Consider the following 21,758-nt stretch of genomic DNA (forward strand, 5'->3'; position numbering starts at 1 on the left):
CTCCCGACAGTCAACCACAGCGCCGGGCTGCAACCCCGAGGCCCGTTCAGGGCTTCTAACCGGGTATGGCGCGCCGAGCACGGCGGCCGACAACGGGGGCCACGGGAGGACCTTTCCATGAACACTCGTACCAAGCTCCGCGCAGGTGCGACAGTGCCCGCCGGGGTGGAGATCGCTGCCGTCGACCTGGTTCTGAGCACCTGGTACGGCGCCGGCGAGGTGGCCGACGCCGCGCTGGCCGACAACAGCGTCCAGGTCAGCCTGAGCGCCTCCGACGACAGCTGACCGGGTCGACGTCGCCGGCCGGCACGGGGGTCCGGCCGGCGACGTGGGCGGGGCGTTGGCCCCAACCTCACACGTCACCCCCACCGGAGGGTCACGACCGCGCCGACGCTCATCCGGCGGTGGGTCCGCAACCCGGCCGATTGGCGAGCGTACGACCGCCTCGGGTACGGACCCGACGGCGAACGGGGAGAGGCAGTGACAGTGATGACGGAAGCCCGCGCCAACGAGCCGCCGGGGGCGACTGCCGCGATGGCCAGGGAGCATGCCCCGACGGTGAGCTTCGACGACTTCTACCACGCGCACTTCCGCAACGTGACCATCCAGCTCGGCGCCTACACCGGTGACCTGTCGCAGGCCCAGGATCTCGCGCAGGAGGCGTTCTGCCGGGCCCTGGCCCGGTGGGACCGGCTGGCCCGGTACGACGACCCGGTCGCCTGGGTCCGTCAGGTCGCCTGGAACCTCGCCCGGAGCCGCTGGCGGCGGCTCCGGACCGCGCGCAACCACCTGCTCCGGCAGCGGCGGATCGAGGCCACGATGGCCGGGCCGACGCCCGATCGGGTGGCGATCGACGCGGCGCTGGCCCAACTGCCCGCCAATCATCGTCGAGCCGTCATCCTGCACTACCTCGCCGACCTGCCGGTCAACGAGATCGCGAGTCAGGAGGGGGTGGCCGAGGGCACTGTCAAGTCCTGGCTGCACCGCGGCCGGGTGGCGCTGGCGGGGCTGCTCGACGAGAACATCGAGGGGATGGGCAATGTCTGACATCGACCCGCGGCTACGGGAGCGGTTCGCCGCGTACCGCGCCGAGACGGTCTCCCAGATCGCCGGCCCGGGACCTGACCAGGCCCGGCGTACCCTCCGTCGACGTCGGCGGACGACGGCTGCGGCGGTGGCCGTGACGGCGGTCGTCCTGGCGGTCGCGCCGATCGTCGCCAACGCCGCGCTGCGCGATGACGGGTCCGTGCCGGTGCCGGCGCAGACCGTCGAGCCGACCACGCCGCCGTCGAGCGCTCCCGCGCCGACGCCGTCCATCCCGCTCACTCCCAGCACCACCACGTCCGCGAGCCCGGCCGCGCCGGACGGCCTGATCAGCCGGGCAGACCTGCTCGGCACACCGGTGAACCTGCCCGCCTGGCGGGCCGGGCCAGGCTGCCCGACGTCGGAGGTACGGATCAGGGCCGACGACCGCGAGGGGGTCAACTGGCTGCTGGCGCTCGACCACGGTGACGTCGACGGGGACGGCGCGGTGGAGACGGTGGCTCTGGTGCAGTGCGTGCTCGGCAGCGGCGGGCCGATGCAGGTGGTCGCCTTCGACCGGGACAGGCAGGGGAAGGTGGTCACGCTCGGCCGCGTGGTGGCGACCACGCTCGACAAGCCGCAGTGGCTGTTCGCGCTCGACGTGGTCGACGACGGCACGGTACGGGTGCAGGTCGGTGACGTCGCGCCCGGCGGCGGCTGGCCAAGTGAGTGGTCACAGCGACAGTGGCGGGGCTACCGCTGGAAGGGCGGGAGCTTCGCGCAGGTTTCCGGTCCGACGTCCTTCGGCGCCAACAGGCACGACATCAACCTGGTCGTCACCGCAGGTGATCTGGTGCTGACCACGGCACCGGACGGTTCCCGCAGCGGCACGGTGACCGTGCGGATCCGCAATACCGCCACCGGCCCGGCCGCCTATGTGGCGCTCCGGCTCGGCCTGCCGGCGGCGATCCGCCCGGCCGGTGACGGGTGGGCGGCGTGCCGCAACGACCCGGAGACGACCAGGGAGCCGGTCGACTGCGATCTGAACCGGCTCGAAGGCGGCAAGGAGGTCCGGCTCACGCTGGGCTTCCGGGTGGCGGCGGGCGTCACCGTCGGGACCGGCGAGGCCGACGTGGACGCCTGGCCGATGGACGCCACCTTCGACTTCGTGGCGGAGGTCTACGACGTCGACAACACGGCCGTGATCACGTACCGCTGAGCGGGTCGGGGCCGCCCGACGGCGGACCTGACCCCGCACGGGTCAGGTCCGCCGGTTCACCAGGTGGGGCGCTGGAGCAGGCTGACGAATTCCACGAGCAACCGCTCGCGCAACGCCGACGGCGCGGCGTCGAGCAGTGTGTTCACCAGCGCCATCCGCTCCGGCAGCGGCCCTGCGGCCGACCCCGGCTCGCCGCCCAGACCCAGCCCGGCGGCCAGGCCGACGACCATCTCCGGAGTCAGTGCGTCCGGGGTGAGGGCACCGACCACTGCCGTCAGCTCGGCGGGCAGCCGCACCGGGCCGGCGGCCCGGGCCACCGCTACCGCCTCGGCAAGGTCCGGCCCGAACTCGGCGACCCGGGGTGCGACGGCGGCGGTCACCGTGAGGTGCACGCTGGCGGGCAGACCGGCGTACGACAGCTGGGGTTGGGTGTGCCAGCCCCGCGCGGTCAACTCGTCGACAAGGACGAACAGGTCGGGGCCACCAGCGGTGGCGGTGAAGCAGACCACCGTCGACTCCGGTTCGGCCATCAGCCGCAACCCGTCGACGGCACGGACCGCGTCGGCGAGACCGGCGACGGCGTCCCGGGTGACGGCGGCCAGCCGCAGGTAACCGTCGTCGCCGAGGTGCCGCACTGTGGCGTACGCGGCGGCGATCGGGCCGCCCGAGCGGGTGGACGCGATCACCGGGTTGATCATCGTGTAGCCGGGCCAGTCGGCGTACGCGAAGTACTGCGGGGCGCGCAGGGTGGCGTCGCGGTGCAGCAGCACCGACACCCCCTTCGGCGCGTACGCGTACTTGTGCAGGTCGACCGAGATGGAGGTGACCCCGGGCACCGCGAAGTCGAACGCCGGCACCGGCTCCCCGAGGCGCCGGAGGTACGGCAGTGTCCAGCCGCCGAAGCAGGCGTCCACGTGGCAGCGCACCCCGGCCTCGGCCGCGGCGGCCGCGATCTCCGCGACCGGGTCGACCACCCCGTGCGCGTACGACGGCGCGGAGCAGGCGACCAGCACCGTCTCCGGGCGGATGGCGGCGGCCATCGCGGCCCGGTCGGGGCGCAGCGTGTCCGGGGAGACCGGTACGACGTCAAGCGCCACCCGCAGGTAGTGCGCCGCTTTGGCGAACGCGGCGTGTGCGCTCGACGGCACCACGATCCGGGGTTCGGCGATCTCCGGGTGGGCGTCCCGGGCGGTCTTGACGGCGAGGATCAGCGACTCGGTGCCGCCGCTGGTGACGCTGCCGACGACGTCCGGGGCGGTGGTGCCCGGGCCGGCGCCCAGCACCCGGCCGGCGGCGGCGACGAGCGCGTTCTCCATGGCCAGCAGGGACGGGAACGCGGTCGGGTCCAATCCGTTGACGTGCGCGCTCTCCCGGTGGGCGGCGGCGGCCAGCTCGTCCAGCCCCGGGACCGCCGGGTCGTAGACGTACGCGAAGAGCCGTCCCCCGTGGGTGGGCGCGTCACTCGCCCGCAACTCCCGCACCTCTTCAAGAACCCGTTCCGCCGGAACCCCGGTAGCGGAAAGCGCCCCGGCCTCTAGCCTGCTCTCGTCGATCATGGAGTCATGGTGCCCTTCTCGTGACGGTCAACGGCTTTCGTCCCCCAGCACAACTGCATGATCGACCCGCTCGCTCTGGGCGGTGAGGGTGTACTGGCGGAGCAGGAGGATCGGAGGGGCGATCAGCAGGGCCGGGATCAGCGTGAAGCCGAGGAGCACGCCCAGTCTCGCCGTGTCGGACTGGGCCGCCGCCGAGCCGGTGTCGGAGGACACGTAGCCGGAGAGCTGGAGCACCAGCCCGTAGATGCCCGGGCCGAGCGCCAGGCCGAAGGTCTCCCCGGCGGTCCACAGCCCGGTGAAGACGCCCGCCTGCCGTCGGCCGGTGCGCGCCGTCTCGTGCGCGATGCAGTCCGGCAGCATCGCCAGCGCGAAGACCTGCTGCCCGGCGTACCCCACGCCGATCAGCGCGACCACCAGATAGACGGCGACCGCCGGCAGCACCGGCGCGGCGACCAGGGCGAACGCACCGACGGCAAGGATCAGCGAGGCGACGACCAGCGCGGTCCGCTTGCCCAGCCGGGCGCCGACCCGGCTCCAGATCGGCATCACCAGCAGCGCCGGCCCGACGAAGCAGACGAAGAGCACTGTCGGGCCGCTCTCCTCGTCGCGCAGGATCTGCCCGGCGAAGTAGTTGACCCCGGCCAGGATCGTCGCCACCCCGGCGGACTGCACCACGAAGCAGATCAGCAGTGCCCGGAACGGGCGGTTGCCGCCGGCCACGGCGAGCTGGGCGCGCAGTGTCGGCTCGCTCTCGCCCACCGTGCCGGTGGGTGCGGACCGGGTGCCCAGGAACGCGCCGAGGGCGCCGAGGGCGATCAGCACCGCCACGAACAGGCCCATCCAGCGGTGCCCGGTCACACCGTCACCACCGGCGCTCACCACCAGCGGCGCGACCGCGCCGGAGACCAGGATGGCCAGCGCCAGCACCGCGATCCGCCAGGTCATCAACCGGGTGCGCTCGGCGTAGTCGCCGGTCAGCTCCGCCGGCATCGCCACGTACGGCACCTGGAAGAAGGCGAAGGCGGTGGCGGTGGCGAGGAAGGCGAACGCCACGTACGCCACGGCGGCCGGGCCGTTACCGAACGGCGCGGCGAAGATCGACGCGAACAGGACGGCGAGCGCGAGGCCGGCGACGAGCAGGTACGGCCGGCGGGCACCCCACCGCGACCGGGTCCGGTCGGAGATTCGCCCGGCGACCGGGTTGACCAGCACGTCCCAGGCCTTGGGCAGCAACACCAGCAGGGCGGCCAGCCCGGCGGCCACGCCCAGGGTGTCGGTCAGGTACGGCAGCAGCAGCAGACCGGGCACGGTGCCGAACGCTCCGGTCGCCAGTGAACCGAGCGCGTAGCCGGCGTGCACCGAGCGGGGCAGCGAGCCGGTGGCTGACGAGCCGGCGCCCGGCGGCGTTTTCATGGGGCCGAATGTTACTCACGTTAGGACGGAGGTCACATCCCCTCATCAGGCGACCAGCCCGCCGCCGCGATGTCCACGCCCTCGCCGCGCAGCGGCACTCCCTCGGCCCGCAGCCGAGCCCGCGCCTCCCGCTCGTGCCCCGGCGGCAGCCGACCACTCGCCGTCACCACCCGATGCCAGGGCACCGAGCCTCCGTGCCGGGCCATGATGTTGCCGACCAACCGGGCCGAGGCACGTCCGGAACGCTCGGACAGCGCGTCGGCCACCCCGCCGTACGACATGACCCGGCCCTCCGGGATCCGCTCCACCAGGTCGAGCACCGCCTCGACGTACTCGTCAGGAGTCACAATCCGCCACCATATGGGAACGCCGCCGGGCGGTGCGGCCGTGACCACGCAGAATGGTCGGGTGCGCGACGCTGTCACGACGGCCCGGCGGGTCGTCGTCAAGATCGGATCCTCCTCGTTGACCACCGCCACCGGCGGGTTGGCCGACGAGCGCGTCGACACGCTCGTCGACACCCTCGGTCGGCTCACCGCCGAAGGACGCGAGGTCGTACTGGTCTCCTCCGGCGCCATCGCCGCCGGGCTCGCCCCGCTCGGGCTGACCCGACGCCCGCGCGACCTGGCCACCCAGCAGGCCGCCGCCAGCGTCGGGCAGGGGCTATTGATCGGCAGGTACGCGGCCAGCTTCGCCCGACACGGCCGCACCGTCGGGCAGGTGCTGCTCACCGTCGACGACGTGACCCGGCGAGCGCACTACCGCAACGCGTACCGGACGCTGCGCAAGCTGCTCGACCTGCGGGCGGTGCCGATCGTCAACGAGAACGACACGGTGGCCACCCAGGAGATCCGGTTCGGCGACAACGACCGGCTGGCCGCCCTGGTGGCCGCGCTGGTGCACGCCGATCTGCTGGTGCTCCTCTCCGACGTGGACGCGCTCTGGACCGGCGACCCCACCAAACCCGACTCGACCCGGATCGCCGAGGTGCGCGACGACGCGGACCTCGCCGGCATCACCATCGGCGGGGCCGGCCGGTCCGGCGTCGGCACCGGCGGCATGGTCACCAAGGTCGAGGCCGCCCGGATCGCCACCGGCTTCGGCATCCCGGTGGTGCTCACCGCCGCCGACCTGGCCACTCCGGCGCTGGCCGGCGAACCGGTCGGCACGCTCTTCCACCCGCAGCGGCAACGCCCGACGGCCCGGCTGTTCTGGCTGGCCCACGCCACCTCGCCCCGGGGCCGGTTGCACCTTGACCCGGGCGCGGTCGCCGCCGTCGTCGGGCGGCGCAAGTCGCTGCTCCCGGCCGGCATCACCGCCGTGGACGGCACGTTCACGGCCGGCGACCCGGTGGACCTGGTGGACACCGCCGGCGCGTCGGTCGCCCGAGGGCTGGTCAACTACGACGCGGTGGAGCTGCCCGGGCTGCTCGGCCGTTCCACGTCCGAACTCGCCGCGGCGCTCGGCCCGGCGTACGAACGGGAGGTCGTCCACCGCGACGACCTGGTGCTGCTGTGAGCCAAGGACCTTCCCATCTTCACGAGGAGTGCTGGCATGAGCGTCGTTGAGCAGGCGCGACGGGCGCGGGACGCCGCCGCCGAGTTGGCCGTCGCCACGCGTACGGTCAAGGACGCCGCGCTGGTGGCGATGGCCGACGCGCTTGTGGCGCGTACCCCGGAGATCCTGACCGCGAACGAGACGGACCTGGCGGCCGGCCGCGAGGCCGGGCTGAGCGCGGCAGTGCTGGACCGGCTCGCGCTCGACGCGGACCGGGTGGCCGGCATCGCCGACGCGCTGCGCCAGATGGCCGCGTTGCCCGACCCGGTCGGCGAAGTGGTCCGCGGGTCCACCCTGCCCAACGGCCTGGAGCTGCGCCAGATCCGGGTGCCGTTCGGGGTGGTCGGCATCATCTACGAGGCGCGGCCCAACGTGACAGTGGACGCCGCCGGGATCTGCCTCAAGTCCGGCAACGCGGCGCTGCTGCGCGGGTCGTCGTCGGCCGCGCACTCGAACGCCGCGCTGGTCGCGGTGCTGCGCGACGCGGTCGCCGGGGCCGGGCTGCCCGCCGACGCGGTGCAGTTGCTCGACGCCAGCTCCCGTGACTCGGTCAAGGAGCTGATGCGCGCCCGGGGCCTCGTCGACGTGCTCATTCCGCGCGGTGGCGCGTCGCTGATCCGCACCGTCGTCGAGGAGTCGACAGTGCCGGTGATCGAGACCGGGGTGGGCAACTGCCACGTCTACGTCGATGCCGCCGCCGACCTGGCCAAGGCTCTCGCGGTGACGCTGAACGCCAAGACGCAGCGCCTGTCGACGTGCAACACCGCCGAGTCGCTGCTGGTGCACGCGAGCGTCGCCGACGCGTTCCTGCCGCCGATGCTGGCGGCGTTCGCCGAGGCGGGGGTGACAGTGCACGGCTCGCCCGAGGTGGCCGCCCACTCCGCCGCCGTGGTCCCGGCCACCGAGGAGGACTACGCCACCGAATACCTGTCCGCGGACATCTCGGTCGCGGTGGTCGACTCGCTGGATGCGGCTGTCGCGCACATCCGCCGCTTCGGCACCGGGCACACCGAGGCGATCCTCACCGATTCGGCGAGCGCGGCCCGCGACTTCGTGGCGAGGGTGGACGCGGCGGCGGTGATGGTGAACGCCTCGACCCGGTTCACCGACGGGGGCGAGTTCGGCTTCGGCGCGGAAATTGGCATCTCCACTCAGAAGCTGCACGCCCGCGGTCCGATGGGCCTGCCCGAGCTGACCAGCACCAAGTACGTCGTCACCGGGGACGGGCACCTGCGCTAGCGGCGGCGGTTCATCCGGGCGGGGCGGGCCGGGCCGCCCGGATCGCGGCCAGCGTGGTGTGCACGTCGAACTGGTGGCCGTCGTCGCTCTCCCAGCCACCGTCGCTGCGCTGGGTCTCGGTCAGCCGGCGCAGCGCCCGCACCATGATCCAGTCCTGGGGGTCGACGCCGGCGCGGCGCAGCGTCGCCGCCAGCCACGCCACGTCCCCCGGAGACATCTTCGGCATCCGCTCGGCGAGCACCACCTGGATCCGCGCCGACTCCTGGAACATCTCCTGCCGGTGCAGCACGGCCGCGCTCAGCCAGCCTGCGGCGAGGAACGACGGCCAGCTACCGTCCGGGCGCAGCCGCGTGGCGAGCGAATGGGCCGCCGCCTGCACCACCCCGGCGTACGCCCCACCGACCCGATGATCGAGCGGACCCGAGGCCCGGGCGTCCAGGCCGGCGACGGTGAGCCAGAAACCGGCGTTGGCCGACACGAGGAACCCGGCCTCCGGGTCGCCGGGACGGGCCCACTCCGGCGCCGACTCGGCCAGCGACGCGTCCTCTTCCCAACCACCGTCGGCCTGCTGCCGGGACGCCAGCCAGTCCAGCGCCCGCCGGGCGGCGGGACGGCCGAGCGCGCCCAGGTCGTCAAGCTCGGCGAGCCGGAAACAGGTGGCGTCGATCGAGGCGATCTCGCCGCCCCAGGTGGCCGGCCAACCGCCGTCCGGTGACTGGCCGACCTCGGCCGTCTCCAACAACTCGGCGGGCACGGGGGTGCCGTTGCGGAGCCAGGAGAGGCGGGCGCGTTCCACCGCATCCCCATGCGCCACGACGAACCCGATCGCGGCTTCCAAGTCGACCACGGCGGAGACGCTACCTGCGCAGACGCGATGCCGCCTCAGGGAATCGGCCAGCCCGGAATGGCTGCGTCGCTCCGGCCGGACGACCGCTCGGCGTCATCTGCGTCGATTGGCCAGGACAGCGGCGTGGATCTTGCCGGAGCGGCCGGGGCGGCGTGTGGGCCACCCCGGCTCGGCGACGTGGCCGCCCCGGCCCGATCGTCAGTACGCGGGCAGCGACGGGTCGATCTGCTTGATCCAGGAGAGCACGCCGCCCTGCACGTGCACGGCGTCCTTGAAGCCGGCTGCCTTGAGCGCGGCGAGTGCCTCCGCCGAGCGGACGCCGGACTTGCAGTGCAGGACGATCTGCCGGTCCTGCGGCAGCTTCGCGAGGGCCTCGCCGGAGATGATGTCGCCCTTGGGGATCAGGGTGGCGCCGGGGATCCGGACGATCTCGTACTCGGCCGGCTCCCGTACGTCGACGAGGAAGATGTCCTTGCCGGCGTCCTGCCACTCCTTGAGCTCCAGCGCGGTGATGGTCGAGTCGAGCGTCGCCTCCTGGGCCTCCTCGGAGACCGCGCCGCAGAAGTCCTCGTAGTCTTCCAGCAGGTCGGTGACGGTCGGGTTGTCGCCGCAGAGCGCGCAGTTCGGGTCCTTTCGGACCTTGATCTTGCGGTATTCCATCTCCAGGGCGTCGTAGACCATCAGGCGACCGACCAGCGGCTCGCCGATGCCGGTGAGCAGCTTGATCGCCTCGTTCACCTGGATCGAGCCGATCGACGCGCAGAGCACACCGAGCACGCCACCCTCGGCGCAGGAGGGGACCATGCCGGGCGGGGGCGGCTCCGGGTAGAGGCAGCGGTAGCAGGGGCCGTGCTCGGCCCAGAACACCGACGCCTGGCCGTCGAAGCGGTAGATCGAGCCCCAGACGTACGGCTTGCCCAGCAGCACCGCCGCGTCGTTGACCATGTAGCGGGTGGCGAAGTTGTCGGTGCCGTCGACGATCAGGTCGTACTGGGCGAAGATCTCGCGGACGTTCTCCCGGTCCAGCGCGGTGTTGTGGATCTCCACGTTGACCAGGGGGTTGATCTCGCGGATCGACGCAGCGGCGGACTCGGCCTTGGACCGGCCGATGTCGGAGACGCCGTGGATGATCTGGCGCTGGAGATTGGACTCGTCGACGGTGTCGAAGTCGATGATGCCCAGCGTGCCCACCCCGGCCGCGGCGAGGTACATCAGGGCGGGCGACCCGAGGCCACCGGCGCCGACACAGAGCACCCGGGCGTTCTTCAGCCGCTTCTGGCCGGTCACCCCGACGTCCGGAATGATCAGGTGACGTGAGTAGCGGCGGATCTCGTCTACGGTCAGCTCGGCGGCGGGCTCGACGAGCGGGGGCAACGACACGGTGGACTCCCCGGGATCGGCGGTGTGAACCGCGCCATTGTTGCTCGCGGGGGCCCCGCTCGGCCATGACTGACGACACGTGGTCCGGAATGCGGGAGCGGGAATAACCGACGACCCGGCCGATCAGGGGACGATGTCCCCCGCGTAGCGACGACCGTCGAGGTAGGGCCAGGCGTTGGCGACGCAACCTTGCAGGCCGTACGTCTGTTGCTGCATCACCGGGGCGGGCTCCCCCGGGCCGGGGCACGCCTCGTGGTCCTCGCCGAACTCGTGGCCCACCTCGTGGTTGATGACGTAGGTCCGGTAGGTGTCCAGCGAAGCGCCGTAATCGGGGACCGCCTCCATCCAGCGGGCCAGGTTGATGATGACCTGACCGGGCAGGCGACAGGAGGTGTAGCGCTCGGTGTTCAGGCCGCCCTCGGCGCACATCCGCTCGGACGTGACAGGAGTGGCCAGGTAGATGGTGAAGTCGGCGGCCCCGGCGTCGGCCACCCGTTGCACCCGCAGTTCGTCGGACGCGATCCAACTGCGCGGATCGGCGAGCACCTCGTCCACCGTGGCGGCGAAGACGTCGGCGTCCTGGCCGGCGTCGCGTTCGACGACGACCCGGTAGCGGCGCAGCGGCCCGTCCGTGCCGTGCACGGGAGTCTCGCCGTCGGCCGCTGTGAAGCGGCCCGCTCCGATCGACGGGTAGCCGGTGGGCGCCGGGTGCGCGGCCACCCCACCTCCGTGCCCCATTCCGCCCTGGGTGGTGGCCGGCGGGTCGGCTGACGGCTCGCTGCCCCGGCTCACCGTCACGCCGACGCCGACGGCGACGGCGACGGCGAGCAGGCCGAGCAGCACGCTGCGGCGCCGACGTCGGCGCATCCGATCGAACGCGGGACGCACATCCCGCAACGCCGACCGGTGGTCGGGCGGCCGGGGCGGGCCGTAAGGGGACGACGGCGTCATGGCAGCAAGCCTGCCAGATTATTCGGGCATTTCTCCGATTTTATCGCTATTGCCGCAACACCCCTGATGGAGGGGGCAATGGTCGGCGTGTCAGGCCCGATCGACTCAGAGCGCGGGGCCGGTGTAGCGACGCCCGCTCAGGTACGGCCACGGGTTGACCCGGCACCCGTTGAGGAAGAGCGTCTGCTGCATCATCACCGGCGCCGGCCGACCCGCACCGGGGCACCGCTCGTGCCGATGCCCAAGCTGGTGACCCACCTCGTGGTTGACCACGTACGTCCGGTAGACAGTCAGCGGCACCGCGGCCGAGACGAAGTGCGGCACCGACAACCGCCACCGATCCAGGTTGATGATCACCTGGCCGGGCGCGCGACAGGACGTGTACGGCCGACCGTTGATCCGGATGTCCACCCCACCCCTGGCGCACATCCGACCCGCGGTGCGGGCGGTGGCCAGATAGACGGTGAAGTCACGAGGCGCAGCCCCCGGCACCTGCTGCAGCCGCAGCTGACCGCTGTCGACCCAACTGCCCGGCCCGGCGAGCGCCACATGAACCGCCTGGGCGAAATCGGCGGCGTCCTCAGCACTGCCCGACTCCACCGCAACCCGGTAACGCCGCAGCTCACCCGCCCGACCCAGCACCGGGCCGGAGCGGGCGTCGTAGCCGAACCTGCCCGTGCCGGCGCTCGGAACCGCACCCGGCACCCGCAACACCGGCGGCGGACTGGACGAAACCACATCGGAGGGCGAGGGATCAACCGACGGCGGCAGCGGCCCGGCCACCAGCGGCGGCGGCGTGCCGATCTCCTCGGCGGCCAACCGCTCAGCGCGGGGATGCCCACCCGGCCCCTCGGCGATCACCGTCACCGCCGCGCCGACGGCCACCACCACCGCCACCAGTTGGGCGAGCAGCGCGAAACGCCGCCGACGGCGACCAGGGAGGCGGGCTGAGCTGGGCATCCACGTCAGCCTGCCAGATCAGACCGCCCCGCGGTGTCCCCCGTTTCGGCGAGCAGGCCGACCACCGCCCGGGCAACCAACCGGGGAACCTCCAACTGCGCCACGTGGCCAACCCCGTCGAGCATCATCAATCGGCTGTCCGGAATCACCCGCGCGGTCTGCGGCGCGACCCGCACGTCGACCAGGAGGTCCTGACGACCGCCCACCACCAGGGTCGGTGCGCGTACCGCCTCGGCGAGGCGCCACAGCGACCCCGGCCCCGGCAGGTACGCCCGCAGGAAGCTGGAGACCAGCCCACGGAACGTCCGGACGTACGCGGCGGCATAGTGCGTGGCCTCGTACCGCACCCGGATCTCCTCCAGCGCCTCGGCCCGGCGCTGATCGCAGATCCGGCTGAGGTCGGCGACGCAGGCCTCCAGCACCTGCTGGGCCATCACCTCGGGCGCGAGCTGGGTGAGTCGTCGGGCGACCAGCCGTTCACCACCGGGAATGGCGAGCACCGGCAGCATCCGCCCCTGCAACGAGCGCCGGAAATCCAGGAACGGCAGCGCCGGGGAGATCAGGGTGAGGGTACGGACCAGGTCCGGCCGAAGCCCGGCGACGTGCACCGCTACCGCACCCCCCAGCGAGTTGCCGAACAGGTGCACCGGGCCCCGACCGGAATGGTCGATCCAGCGGACGACCAGATCCGCGAAGGCCGGAATCGTGTAGCGCGGGCCCGGCTCGCTCCGACCGAAGCCGGGCAGGTCGATGGCCTGACCGTCCAGCCGGTCGGCGAGCAGCCCGGCCAGGTCGGTCCAGTTCTGCGACGACCCGCCCAACCCGTGCACGTACAACGCCGGCTCCGCGCCGGCGGCGGTGGCCGGGGTGTCCCGCACGTACGTGACCCGGCCGTCGAGGCGGACTTCCCGGCCCGGCCAGGGCGGCGGGACGTGGTCGTCGGGGAGCAGATGGTCCGGCCAGAGGGTGGCGCTTCTCATCGTTCCAGTCTGCCCCGGACCACTCAGGACAGCAGCGCCTCCAACCGACGGTTGACCGCCGCCAGCGTCGCCCGGACCACCGCCTGACGCGGATCACCCGCGACCAGGGCCGACCCGGCGAGTTGCTCGACCCAGCCCTCACAGACCAGCAGCGCCACCACGGTGGCCACCTCGCAATTGCCGAACGGCACCACCGCCGCGTGTTCGACGAAGCAGCGCCCCCGCTCCGCGTTGTCGGTGCCGCGCAGCAACTCGTCCACCGCGGCGGCCGCCGCCACCGCGCAGAGCCGCAGCACGTAGCCGTCCACCGCCGGTCCGGTGGCGTACCCGGAGGCGCTGTCGCCCCCGGCCAGAAGCCGGACCTCCACGTTCGCGTCCAGGCCGAAGGTGCTGACCTGCACGTGGTCGATCACCACCCGGGGCCCCGGCGTGCCGCCGGTCTCCAGCGGCCGGGACGGCGCCGACTCCGTGGTGGTCACCTGACCCCCGGAGTACGACGTGCCAAGCGTCGCCGGGCTACCGGTCGCGGCGCCGGCCGGCGCGGCCGAGACCGATCCGGGTTCCTCCACCGTGGCGCGACCCCGGTGTGGAGCGTTCGACCGACGGCGGCGCGCCGGGTCCGTGCCGGTCCGCTGCTCCGGGCCGGCCGGCGGGGTCTCGACCCGGCCGCCGGGCGGTCGGACGACCGTCGGCGGTTCGGCCGCGCGAACCTCGCCGGGCTCGCGCGACGCCGCGTTTCGAGTCTCCGGGGTACGCCGCTCGGCGGGACGGTCGGCCGCGCGACGGCGAACCGGCGGAGGTGGCGTGGTGGGCAGGCCGGGCACGTTCTGCGGGGCAGCGGCCAACCCCATCCGCTCTTGGAGAAGCCGGGCCACCTGCCGACTCACCTCAGCCGGGTCGGCGCCGTCGGCCAGGTCCAGTCGCAGGCTGTGCGCCCCGGCCGGCGTGCGGCGCAGGGCCGCGTCGCGGACACCGGCCACCTCCCGGACGGCGTCCAGGATGGCGTTGACGTCGAACCCCTCGGGGCGCTCCCGCAACGGGGCTGGCTCGTCGTCCCGACGCAGGTGGGTGGCGATGCGGGCGAGTTCCGGGGTTTCGGCGGGTGGCTCCACGGCTGGCGGCTCCGGCACGACGGGCACGTCCGGTTCCGCGGGGACGCGCTGCGGCAACACCACCGCGCTCGGGGCCGACTGCCGGCCATCGTCGACCGGCGACGTCGGGTCGGGGGCGGATCGGCGCGCCGCGTACTGCGAGGCGGACGCCGGTGCGGGTTGATCGCGGCGGCCGGAACCCTTCGTGGCGGCGAGCGGGACCGCCGCGGTGGATGACGGGGTGACGTCGGTCGATGGCGGGTCGTTTGCCGGCCCGGCCGGCTGGGGTGACTCGACGGGTGACGGACCCGGCTCGGGTGTCGCCGGCCGGAGCCGGAACGGTCCGGTCGGCCGGCTCTCGGGCCGGGACCGGCCGGGCGTTTCGCCGCCGTCACCCCCACCGACGCTGGCCGACCGGCTGGCCGGCCAGGACGGGCGTTCGATCGGGGTGGCGGGGAGCCGGCCCTCGGACCAGTCCGGCCGCTCGGCCCGGGAACTGCTGCTCGCCGTCGGCGACGCGCTGGTCCAGGACGGGCGCTCCGCCACCAGCGACGGGCCGGCCGGAGCCGGTGGCGTGTCGGTAAGCGTGGGAGGTGGCCCGGCCGGTGCCGGAGGCGGTCCGGCGGGTGACGGAGGTATCGCTTCGGCGGGCGCCGACGGGTCGGCCGGCGACGGGCTGGAGGCCCAGGAGGGTCGCGTCGGCGGGGAACTGGTCGGTGCCGGATCGGAACCGCCGGCCCAGGACGGCCGCGCGGGCGACGCGCTGGTCGCGGGCGGTTCGGACCCGCCAGCCCAGGACGGTCGTACCGGCGGCACGCTTGTCGCTGCCTCGGACCCGCCAGCCCAGGACGGCCGCGCAGGCGGCCCGCTGGGCGGCGTCGGATCGGAACCGCCGGCCCAGGACGGCCGCACGGGCGGCACGCTGGTGGGGTCGGGGTCGCCGCCGCCAGCCCAGGACGGACGGTCGGCTCTGGGTCCGCCGGTCGCCCCAGACCCCGCCCAGGACGGCCGGTCGGCGGGCGGACCACTGGTCGGCGTCGCACCACCAGCCCACGACGGCCGGTCGGCCGGCGGTGCGCTGGTCGGTTCGGCGGGGCGCTCCGGCGCGGACTCGGATTCACCCCGGCCGGGTTCGTACGCGCGGGGCGGATCGGCGCGCACCGGCTCGTACGGGCGGGGCACCTCGGCGCGCACCGGCTCGTACGGCTGGTGGGGCTCGGCGACCCAGCCCGGCGCAGACTCGTCCCGTGCTGCCGGGCCGGCCGGCTCGTCGTCCTGACGGGACCAGGGCGGTGCCCACCCGCCGCCCCAACTGGGACGGTTCCAGCTCGGCCCCGACCAGTCGGGCTCGATTGCCGACGACTCCCCTGCCCGGTGCGTGTCTCCGGTGGGGTGTGTCTGTGCCGGGCGGGAGCCCTCCGCAGCGCGACCGGGCTCACCCTCGTCGGCGGGCCCGGAGGGGCCCGGGGTGCGTCCCGAGTTCGCTGCGTGCTCGGGTGCGAGCGGGTCGCGCCAGTCGCGTGGCGCCGTGGGATTTTCGTCGGCGGCCAGCCGCTCGCTGGTCGGTGCGTGGAGGCCGGGCGGCACCTCGAAACCCGACGCCGCGGTGCCGACAGGTGGCACCTGGACGGCCGGTGGGGCCGAATTGGGCAACCCGGGCTCGGCCCAGCGGGCACGGTGCGCGGCGGCCGGATCGACGGTGGGGCCCGGGTCGGGCTCGGCGGCGGCCTGCTCCGCCGGCGGGGCGGGTCGTTGGGCGGGCACCACGAGCCGGTCGCTGGCCGCCCCGGGGCGGCCCTCGGCGGGTAGCCCCGGCGGTGCGCTCACCGGCGTGGGGCGTCCCACCGGCGGTTCGAGACCCGGGTGCGGGACGCCGTTGACGTCATCGGGGTGGTGCGCGCCGTTGACGTGGTGGCCGTTGGTGCGGGCCGGCGACTCGGGGTCGCCCGACCGCCCGACCAGCGGCGACGGCAGGTCGCCGTGCCGTGTCGAGGAGGTCCGCCAGCCCGACGCGGGGTCGGGCTGCCAGCGCGGCGCCTCGTCCCGGGCGTCCTCGCGGTCGGCGGCTCGGGGCCACCCACCCGCCGGAGGGGCCCACCCGCTGACGGAACGGCTCGGGTCGTCGTGCTGACCCGCTCCGTCACCGTGCTCTCCCGGGGTGGCGGCTCCGGGTTGCCCTGTTTCACTCACCGCGCGCTCCTTGGTCGCCCCCGCTGAGGCTACCGTGTGCCGAGAGTGGCGATAAGTTACAGCGGCGGGCCATTTCCACGACCGAGGTCACGGGCCTCGCCCGGTCTGGGGGGAAAATGCCGGCTCGTACGGAGAACTCGGAGGATCCCATGACCGCTGCGGGGAACGGTGCACAGACCGCCGGCCGGCCCACCCGCCTGCCCCGCTCCGCTCGTCGTAAGCAGCTTCTCGCTGCGGCGCAGGAGGTGTTCGTCGCGCAGGGCTACCACGCCGCCGCGATGGACGACATCGCTGAGCGGGCCGGGGTTTCGAAGCCGGTGCTCTACCAACACTTTCCCGGAAAAATGGATCTCTACCTGGCGCTGCTCGACACGCACTGCGACGCCATCGTCGCTCAGGTGCAGGACGCGATGCGCGGCACCAGCGACAACAAGGAGCGGGTCAGCGCGTCGGTGCGGGCGTACTTCGACTTCGTCGACCACGAGAGCGAGGCGTTCCGGCTCGTCTTCGAGTCGGATCTGCGCAACGACCCGGCGGTGCGGCAGCGGGTGGAGCGGGTCGAGCAGGGCTGCATCGCGGCGATCACCGACACCATCATCTCCGACACCGGGGTGAGCCGGGCGCACGCCGAGTTGCTCGCCTCCGGGCTGGTCGGCGCGGCGGAGACGGCCGCGCAGTTCTGGCTGGCCGGCGGTCGGCAGGTGCCGAAGGCCGAGGCCGAGGCGTTGGTGGCCGCGCTGTCGTGGCGGGGCATCGCGAGCTTCCCGCTGCAAGGTGAGTCAGCCTGACCGCCGACCCCGTGATCGGATAGCCTTCGCAGGGCGGTTCTTTCGCCCCAGTTGAGGAGGCACAGTGGAGGTCAAGATCGGCGTGCAGTACGCGCCGCGCGAGCTGGTACTGGACAGCGCGCAGTCGCCGGCCGAGATCGAGCAGATCGTGACCGACGCCTTCGCCGGCAACGGCGGCACGCTCTCCCTGACCGACGAGAAGGGCCGGCGGGTCATCGTTCCGGTCGAGAAGGTCGCCTACGTCGAGATCGCCGAGGCGTCGCCCCGGGCGGTCGGGTTCACCGTCCGCTGACCGGTCCGGCCGTCGCGGCAGGTCGGCACTCGGCCCACCTGCCGCAGGCCGGCACCGGCCCGACCAGCCGGGCGGTCAGTTGTTCAGCCCGGCGGCGGCCATTCGCGCGGTGTGCGCGGTGGTGAGCCGGCCGAACAGCCCAGGCACGTCGACCCGGCCGTCCCGCGCGATCAGCGCGGTGAGGGTGGCCCGCTCGGCGGCGACGCGGCCGGCCTGGGACAACGCCTCTCCGACCAGCCGCCGCGCCCACATCGATAGTCGACCGGCCACCCGGGGGTCGTCGGCGACGGCCACCCGGATCTCGGTCGCGGCGAAGTCCGCGTACCGGGAGTCGTGCAGGACGTCCAGCACCAGCGCCCGGTCCGGTTCCTCAAGCGCGTCGGCGATCTCGCGAACGAAGTCGTCGGTGATCGCGTCGCCGACGTACGCCTTGGTGACCACTTCCGCCCAGTCCCGTGGCTCGGTCGAGTCGTGGTACGCCTGCACCGGCTCGACATAGGGCGCCATCGCATCCTCCGGCGGTACGCCCAGCGCGGTGAGCCGGTCGGCGAGGCGCCGGTAGTTGGCGATCTCGGCCGCGGCCATCTCGTTCAGCGCGGCCCGGCGGCGCAGGTCAGGGGCGAGCCGGGCATCCCCGGCCATTCGCTCGAAGGCCAGCAGCTCGCCGAAGGCGACGAGACCCAACAGGTCAGTGACGGCGAAAGCGGACACGAGCGGCAGGCTACCGCGCGTCTGCCCTTGTGCGTGTCCCGCGCACTTCGCGCTCCGACCGCGCTCGGGCACGTCGACCGGGGCAAAAAATGTGGCATGGGTCACATTCACTTGCCCCGCGTGGCGAGTGGCCGCCCGGGAATCGGGACGGGGACGTGCCTGTTCAGGTAACATGGAGCAGTTGCCGTGGGCGCCGATCTGATCGAAGCTCAGCCCGCGGCGCGCGTGCGGCCCGGTCCGGCTCGGCAATCTGCCGCCGACCGTGTGGCCCGCGTCATACCGAACGCGCCCTGAGGACATGACGGGCGCACCCACGAGAGGGCACCCCCACATCCACATGAGCGACCTGACTCAAGATCTGCTGGACGGCCAGGAACTGGCCCCCACCGCCCCGGTTCGACCGGAGGCCCCCACGTTCGCCGCACTCGGCGCCCGCGCCGAGACCGTCGAGGCCCTGGCCTCGGCCGGCATCACCCGCGCCTTCGCCATCCAGGAATACGCGATCCCGATCGCGCTGCGCGGCGTCGACCTGATCGGTCAGGCGCCGACCGGCACCGGCAAGACCCTCGGCTTCGGCGTGCCCCTGCTGGATCGCGTCTTCGCCCCGAGCGAGGGCAGCGACGGCGTCCCCCAGGCGCTGGTCGTCGTCCCCACCCGTGAGCTGGGCATCCAGGTCGCCAAGGACCTGGCCGCCGCCGGCCGGACGCGTGGCGTCCGGGTGCTGCCGATCTACGGCGGCGTCGCGTACGAGCCGCAGATCGACGCGCTGCGCAAGGGCGTCGAGATCCTGGTCGGCACTCCCGGCCGACTGATGGACCTGCAGAAGCAGAAGCACCTCCGTCTGGACCGTGTGCACGCGCTCGTCCTCGACGAGGCCGACCGGATGCTCGACCTGGGCTTCCTCGACGACGTCGAGAAGATCCTGGCGATGCTGCCGGAAGACCGGCAGACGATGCTTTTCTCGGCCACCATGCCGGACCCGATCGTCACCCTGTCACGGCGCTTCCTGCGCCAGCCGATGACGATCCACGCCGGGCACACCGCCGAGACCGGCCCGTCGCCGCAGACCCAGCAGCTGGTCTACCGCACCCACTCGATGAACAAGGTCGAGGTGGTGGCGCGCATCCTCCAGGCGGAGGGGCGTGGGCTGACCATGATCTTCACGCGTACCAAGCGGGCCGCCGACCGGGTCGCCGAGGACCTCGACTTCCGCGGGTTCGCTGTCGCCGCGGTGCATGGCGACCTCGGCCAGGGCGCCCGCGAGCGGGCGCTGCGGGCGTTCCGGGCCGGCAAGATCGACATCTTGGTCGCCACCGACGTGGCGGCCCGCGGGCTGGACGTCACAGGCGTCACCCACGTCATCAACTACGACTGCCCGGAAGACCAGGACACCTACACCCACCGGATCGGTCGCACCGGCCGGGCCGGCGCGACGGGTGTCGCGGTGACCTTCGTCGACTGGGACGACATGCCGCGCTGGCGGATCATCGACAAGACCCTCGGTCTGGAGATGCCGGAGCCGCCGGAGACGTACCACACGTCGCCGCACCTCTACACCGACCTGCACATCTCCACCGAGGTCAGCGGGACGCTGCCCACGGCCGAGCGCACCCGGGCCGGGCTGTCCGCCGAGATCGAAGAGGACCTGGGTGGGACGACCCGCTCCCGCCGGGGCGACAGCGGCGGTCGGGGCCCCCGACGCGGTGAGGGTCGCGGCGAGCGCCGTGGTCGGGGCGATGGCCGCCGCGACCGCTCCGACGCTGGCACGCCGGCCGTCGCCGAGGCACCTGCGGGCGACGCCGCCGACGCCGCCGACGAAGGCACCCGTACCCCGCGCCGCCGGCGTCGCCGCCGGGCCGGTGAGGTGGTCGCGGGCGAGGCGACCGCGGTGATCTCCGCCGACGCCGGCCCCGCCGAGCCGGCGACCGCGTCCGACGGCGAGGCGTCCAAGCCGCGCCGCCGCCGACGCCGCCGTGGTGGCGGTTCCGGTGCGGGTACGCCGGCCGAGGCGACCGCCGACTGACCACCAGCCACACCTGACATCCCCCGCACCGCCTCGCGCGGTGCGGGGGATGTTCCCTTCTCCCACCCCACCTGCCGAAGATGGAACGATGCCGCAACCACTGGACGCCGCCCTTACCGAGGTTCGGGCGCTGCTGCTCGACCCCGCGCTGACCCGGGCGGTCGCCGCCGGACGCCGCCGCGGCCGCCGCCCCACAGTTGAGCGGGCCGAACTGCGGCCGGTGACGCTGAAGGCCGGGCCGCGGATGCAGATCACCACGTCCGACGGCGCTCGCCCGTACACCCGCAACGTCGCCTCCGGTCCCGAGGCCGTTGCGGCGATCGACGAACTGCTCGCCGAGCCGTTCGGCAACTGGCACGTCGAGACGGCCGACGCGACGCTCCAGCTGCGGGTGACCAAATCCGGCGAAGCGCAGGTGCACCGGGCCGCGACGTCCCGCCCGGCGGCGACCCCCACCGGAAACGACCGGGCCAAGGAATACCTGCTCGACCCGGGTGACCCGATCTTCGCCGAGATCGGCGGCTCGGCGGCCAAACGCCGCCAGGTGGACGCGTTCCTGCGGGCCCTGGCCGCTACCCTGCCCGACGACCTGACCGGCCCGCTACGCGTGGTCGACCTGGGCTGCGGCAACGCGTACCTGACGTTCGCCGCGTACCGCTACCTGACCAGTAGGGGGCTCGACGTCCAGCTGGTCGGCGTGGACGTCCGGGAGGACCAGCGGCGGCGCAACACCGAGCTGGCGCAGCGGCTGGGCTGGGCCGACCAGGTCAGTTTCGTGGCCGGGACGATCGCCAACGCCGTCGTCGACCCCGCCCCCGACCTGGTGCTGGCACTGCACGCCTGCGACACCGCCACCGACGAGGCGCTGGCCCGCGCGGTGCGCTGGGAGGCCCGCTGGGTGCTGGCCGCGCCGTGCTGCCACCACGACCTGGCGAAGCAGCTCCGCGCCCACCCCACCCCGGCCCCGTACGAGCTGCTGACCCGGCAGGGCATCCTGCGCGAACGCTTCGCCGACGTGCTCACCGACGCCCTGCGCGCCGGGCTGCTGCGGGTGCACGGGTACCGGGCCGAGGTGGTGGAGTTCGTGGACTCGCAGCACACCCCGCGTAACCTGCTGATCCGCGCACGTCGTACCGGCGCCGGGGCGACCGAGCCGCAGCGCGCGGAGTACCGCGAGCTGGTGGACCAGTGGCAGGTCACGCCCCGGCTGGAGACCCTGCTCGCCGCAGGCGGGAAGCCGACCGAACGGCAGCCGGCGATCTAGGTGCCTGTTGCGAAAGTGGATTTTGGCTGTAGATGATCACGCTCCCGTAGGGCATGGTGATCTGACGAATGGACAGTGGGCCCGACTTGAGGCGTTGTTGCCGCAGGCCATCAAGCCGGGCCGTCCGCCGGTGTGGACGCGACGGCAGCTGATAGACGGCATCCGGTGGCGGACCCGTACCTGTGCTCCTTGGCGTGATGTGTCGGAACGCTACGGGCCCTGGGGTCGGGTCTACGACCTGTTCCGGCGCTGGCAGCGCCATGGCACCTGGGCC

General features: G+C 73.4%; 18 protein-coding genes and 2 pseudogenes. 10 read left to right on the plus strand and 10 right to left on the minus strand.

What is annotated here, in order from left to right; genetic code table 11:
• The first annotated feature begins 117 nt into the window (after positions 1-117).
• The 3 genes from ABZU74_RS20765 to ABZU74_RS20775 all read left to right on the plus strand — a co-directional run bounded on the left by ABZU74_RS20765 (position 118) and on the right by ABZU74_RS20775 (position 2,242).
• On the plus strand, positions 118-285 hold the full coding sequence (locus ABZU74_RS20765; RefSeq protein ID WP_355426187.1) for a hypothetical protein: 168 nt from the start codon (positions 118-120) through the stop codon (positions 283-285).
• A gap of 249 nt (positions 286-534) precedes the next feature.
• A complete protein-coding gene (locus tag ABZU74_RS20770; protein WP_355426281.1) occupies positions 535-1,047 on the plus strand; it encodes a SigE family RNA polymerase sigma factor in 513 nt (170 codons plus the stop codon).
• Positions 1,040-2,242, plus strand: a complete 1,203-nt coding sequence (locus ABZU74_RS20775; RefSeq protein WP_355426190.1) for a hypothetical protein — start codon at positions 1,040-1,042, stop codon at positions 2,240-2,242. Before ABZU74_RS20770 ends, ABZU74_RS20775 begins: the two co-directional genes overlap by 8 nt.
• 56 nt (positions 2,243-2,298) lie before the next feature.
• Here the strand turns inward: ABZU74_RS20775 and ABZU74_RS20780 are convergent, their stop codons facing one another.
• Genes ABZU74_RS20780 through ABZU74_RS20790 form a run of 3 tightly spaced genes read right to left on the minus strand, consistent with a single transcriptional unit; the run spans position 2,299 to position 5,558 of the window.
• Positions 2,299-3,798 (minus strand): aminotransferase class V-fold PLP-dependent enzyme, encoded by a 1,500-nt coding sequence (locus ABZU74_RS20780; protein ID WP_355426192.1) that lies wholly within the window; start codon positions 3,796-3,798, stop codon positions 2,299-2,301.
• A gap of 27 nt (positions 3,799-3,825) precedes the next feature.
• Complete coding sequence (locus ABZU74_RS20785) at positions 3,826-5,211, minus strand: MFS transporter (protein WP_355426195.1); 1,386 nt, start codon at positions 5,209-5,211, stop codon at positions 3,826-3,828.
• Between the two features lie 32 nt (positions 5,212-5,243).
• Positions 5,244-5,558, minus strand: a complete 315-nt coding sequence (locus tag ABZU74_RS20790; protein ID WP_196919863.1) for an MGMT family protein — start codon at positions 5,556-5,558, stop codon at positions 5,244-5,246.
• 13 nt (positions 5,559-5,571) lie between these two features.
• On the opposite strand from ABZU74_RS20790, the gene proB reads away from it, so the two are divergent.
• Entirely contained in the window at positions 5,572-6,729 is a 1,158-nt protein-coding gene (gene proB, locus ABZU74_RS20795; RefSeq protein ID WP_355426198.1) for a glutamate 5-kinase, read from the plus strand.
• Between the two features lie 36 nt (positions 6,730-6,765).
• Entirely contained in the window at positions 6,766-8,007 is a 1,242-nt protein-coding gene (locus ABZU74_RS20800) for a glutamate-5-semialdehyde dehydrogenase (RefSeq protein ID WP_355426201.1), read from the plus strand.
• Positions 8,008-8,017: 10 nt separating this feature from the next.
• Here ABZU74_RS20800 and ABZU74_RS20805 read toward each other — a convergent pair whose 3' ends face one another.
• From ABZU74_RS20805 to ABZU74_RS20830, 6 genes and pseudogenes are all read right to left on the minus strand, one after another.
• Positions 8,018-8,905: a prenyltransferase/squalene oxidase repeat-containing protein gene (locus ABZU74_RS20805; protein ID WP_355426284.1), complete on the minus strand. Its 888-nt coding sequence runs from the start codon at positions 8,903-8,905 to the stop codon at positions 8,018-8,020.
• A gap of 147 nt (positions 8,906-9,052) precedes the next feature.
• Positions 9,053-10,301, minus strand: a pseudogene (gene moeZ / locus ABZU74_RS20810) (adenylyltransferase/sulfurtransferase MoeZ).
• Between the two features lie 56 nt (positions 10,302-10,357).
• Complete coding sequence (locus ABZU74_RS20815) at positions 10,358-11,185, minus strand: DUF3152 domain-containing protein (protein WP_355426204.1); 828 nt, start codon at positions 11,183-11,185, stop codon at positions 10,358-10,360.
• 105 nt (positions 11,186-11,290) lie between these two features.
• Complete coding sequence (locus tag ABZU74_RS20820; protein WP_355426207.1) at positions 11,291-12,145, minus strand: DUF3152 domain-containing protein; 855 nt, start codon at positions 12,143-12,145, stop codon at positions 11,291-11,293.
• 5 nt (positions 12,146-12,150) lie between these two features.
• A complete protein-coding gene (locus ABZU74_RS20825; RefSeq protein ID WP_355426209.1) occupies positions 12,151-13,125 on the minus strand; it encodes an alpha/beta hydrolase in 975 nt (324 codons plus the stop codon).
• 23 nt (positions 13,126-13,148) lie between these two features.
• Complete coding sequence (locus tag ABZU74_RS20830) at positions 13,149-15,137, minus strand: hypothetical protein (RefSeq protein ID WP_355426287.1); 1,989 nt, start codon at positions 15,135-15,137, stop codon at positions 13,149-13,151.
• A gap of 1,418 nt (positions 15,138-16,555) precedes the next feature.
• Between ABZU74_RS20830 and ABZU74_RS20835 the strand changes: the two genes are divergently transcribed.
• Together ABZU74_RS20835 and ABZU74_RS20840 are read left to right on the plus strand one after the other, a co-directional pair.
• Positions 16,556-17,194, plus strand: a complete 639-nt coding sequence (locus ABZU74_RS20835) for a TetR/AcrR family transcriptional regulator (protein ID WP_030489514.1) — start codon at positions 16,556-16,558, stop codon at positions 17,192-17,194.
• Positions 17,195-17,258: 64 nt separating this feature from the next.
• On the plus strand, positions 17,259-17,486 hold the full coding sequence (locus ABZU74_RS20840; RefSeq protein ID WP_030329796.1) for a DUF3107 domain-containing protein: 228 nt from the start codon (positions 17,259-17,261) through the stop codon (positions 17,484-17,486).
• A gap of 75 nt (positions 17,487-17,561) precedes the next feature.
• Here the strand turns inward: ABZU74_RS20840 and ABZU74_RS20845 are convergent, their stop codons facing one another.
• On the minus strand, positions 17,562-18,197 hold the full coding sequence (locus ABZU74_RS20845) for a ferritin-like fold-containing protein (RefSeq protein ID WP_355426212.1): 636 nt from the start codon (positions 18,195-18,197) through the stop codon (positions 17,562-17,564).
• 337 nt (positions 18,198-18,534) lie between these two features.
• On the opposite strand from ABZU74_RS20845, the gene ABZU74_RS20850 reads away from it, so the two are divergent.
• The 3 genes and pseudogenes from ABZU74_RS20850 to ABZU74_RS20860 all read left to right on the plus strand — a co-directional run.
• The gene (locus ABZU74_RS20850; RefSeq protein ID WP_355426215.1) at positions 18,535-20,220 is read left to right on the plus strand and encodes a DEAD/DEAH box helicase; all 1,686 of its coding nucleotides are present in this window, start codon (positions 18,535-18,537) and stop codon (positions 20,218-20,220) included.
• Positions 20,221-20,308: 88 nt separating this feature from the next.
• Positions 20,309-21,484, plus strand: a complete 1,176-nt coding sequence (locus tag ABZU74_RS20855) for an SAM-dependent methyltransferase (protein ID WP_355426218.1) — start codon at positions 20,309-20,311, stop codon at positions 21,482-21,484.
• Between the two features lie 22 nt (positions 21,485-21,506).
• Positions 21,507-21,755: pseudogene (locus ABZU74_RS20860) on the plus strand (transposase); the annotation flags it as partial.
• Between the last annotated feature and the right edge of the window lie 3 nt (positions 21,756-21,758).

This window comes from Micromonospora sp. NPDC005171 (assembly GCF_040608575.1).
Classification (GTDB): domain Bacteria; phylum Actinomycetota; class Actinomycetes; order Mycobacteriales; family Micromonosporaceae; genus Micromonospora.

What these genes read in the sequence shown, in the direction of transcription:
- ABZU74_RS20835 (WP_030489514.1), top strand. Translation starts at nt 16,556, where the DNA reads ATGACCGCTGCGGGGAACGGTGCACAGACCGCCGGCCGGCCCACCCGC.
- ABZU74_RS20815 (WP_355426204.1), bottom strand. Translation starts at nt 11,185, where the DNA reads ATGACGCCGTCGTCCCCTTACGGCCCGCCCCGGCCGCCCGACCACCGG.
- ABZU74_RS20855 (WP_355426218.1), top strand. Translation starts at nt 20,309, where the DNA reads ATGCCGCAACCACTGGACGCCGCCCTTACCGAGGTTCGGGCGCTGCTG.
- ABZU74_RS20775 (WP_355426190.1), top strand. Translation starts at nt 1,040, where the DNA reads ATGTCTGACATCGACCCGCGGCTACGGGAGCGGTTCGCCGCGTACCGC.
- ABZU74_RS20825 (WP_355426209.1), bottom strand. Translation starts at nt 13,125, where the DNA reads ATGAGAAGCGCCACCCTCTGGCCGGACCATCTGCTCCCCGACGACCAC.
- ABZU74_RS20820 (WP_355426207.1), bottom strand. Translation starts at nt 12,145, where the DNA reads ATGCCCAGCTCAGCCCGCCTCCCTGGTCGCCGTCGGCGGCGTTTCGCG.
- ABZU74_RS20780 (WP_355426192.1), bottom strand. Translation starts at nt 3,798, where the DNA reads ATGATCGACGAGAGCAGGCTAGAGGCCGGGGCGCTTTCCGCTACCGGG.
- proB (WP_355426198.1), top strand. Translation starts at nt 5,572, where the DNA reads ATGGGAACGCCGCCGGGCGGTGCGGCCGTGACCACGCAGAATGGTCGG.
- ABZU74_RS20800 (WP_355426201.1), top strand. Translation starts at nt 6,766, where the DNA reads ATGAGCGTCGTTGAGCAGGCGCGACGGGCGCGGGACGCCGCCGCCGAG.
- ABZU74_RS20765 (WP_355426187.1), top strand. Translation starts at nt 118, where the DNA reads ATGAACACTCGTACCAAGCTCCGCGCAGGTGCGACAGTGCCCGCCGGG.
- ABZU74_RS20770 (WP_355426281.1), top strand. Translation starts at nt 535, where the DNA reads ATGGCCAGGGAGCATGCCCCGACGGTGAGCTTCGACGACTTCTACCAC.
- ABZU74_RS20850 (WP_355426215.1), top strand. Translation starts at nt 18,535, where the DNA reads ATGAGCGACCTGACTCAAGATCTGCTGGACGGCCAGGAACTGGCCCCC.
- ABZU74_RS20785 (WP_355426195.1), bottom strand. Translation starts at nt 5,211, where the DNA reads ATGAAAACGCCGCCGGGCGCCGGCTCGTCAGCCACCGGCTCGCTGCCC.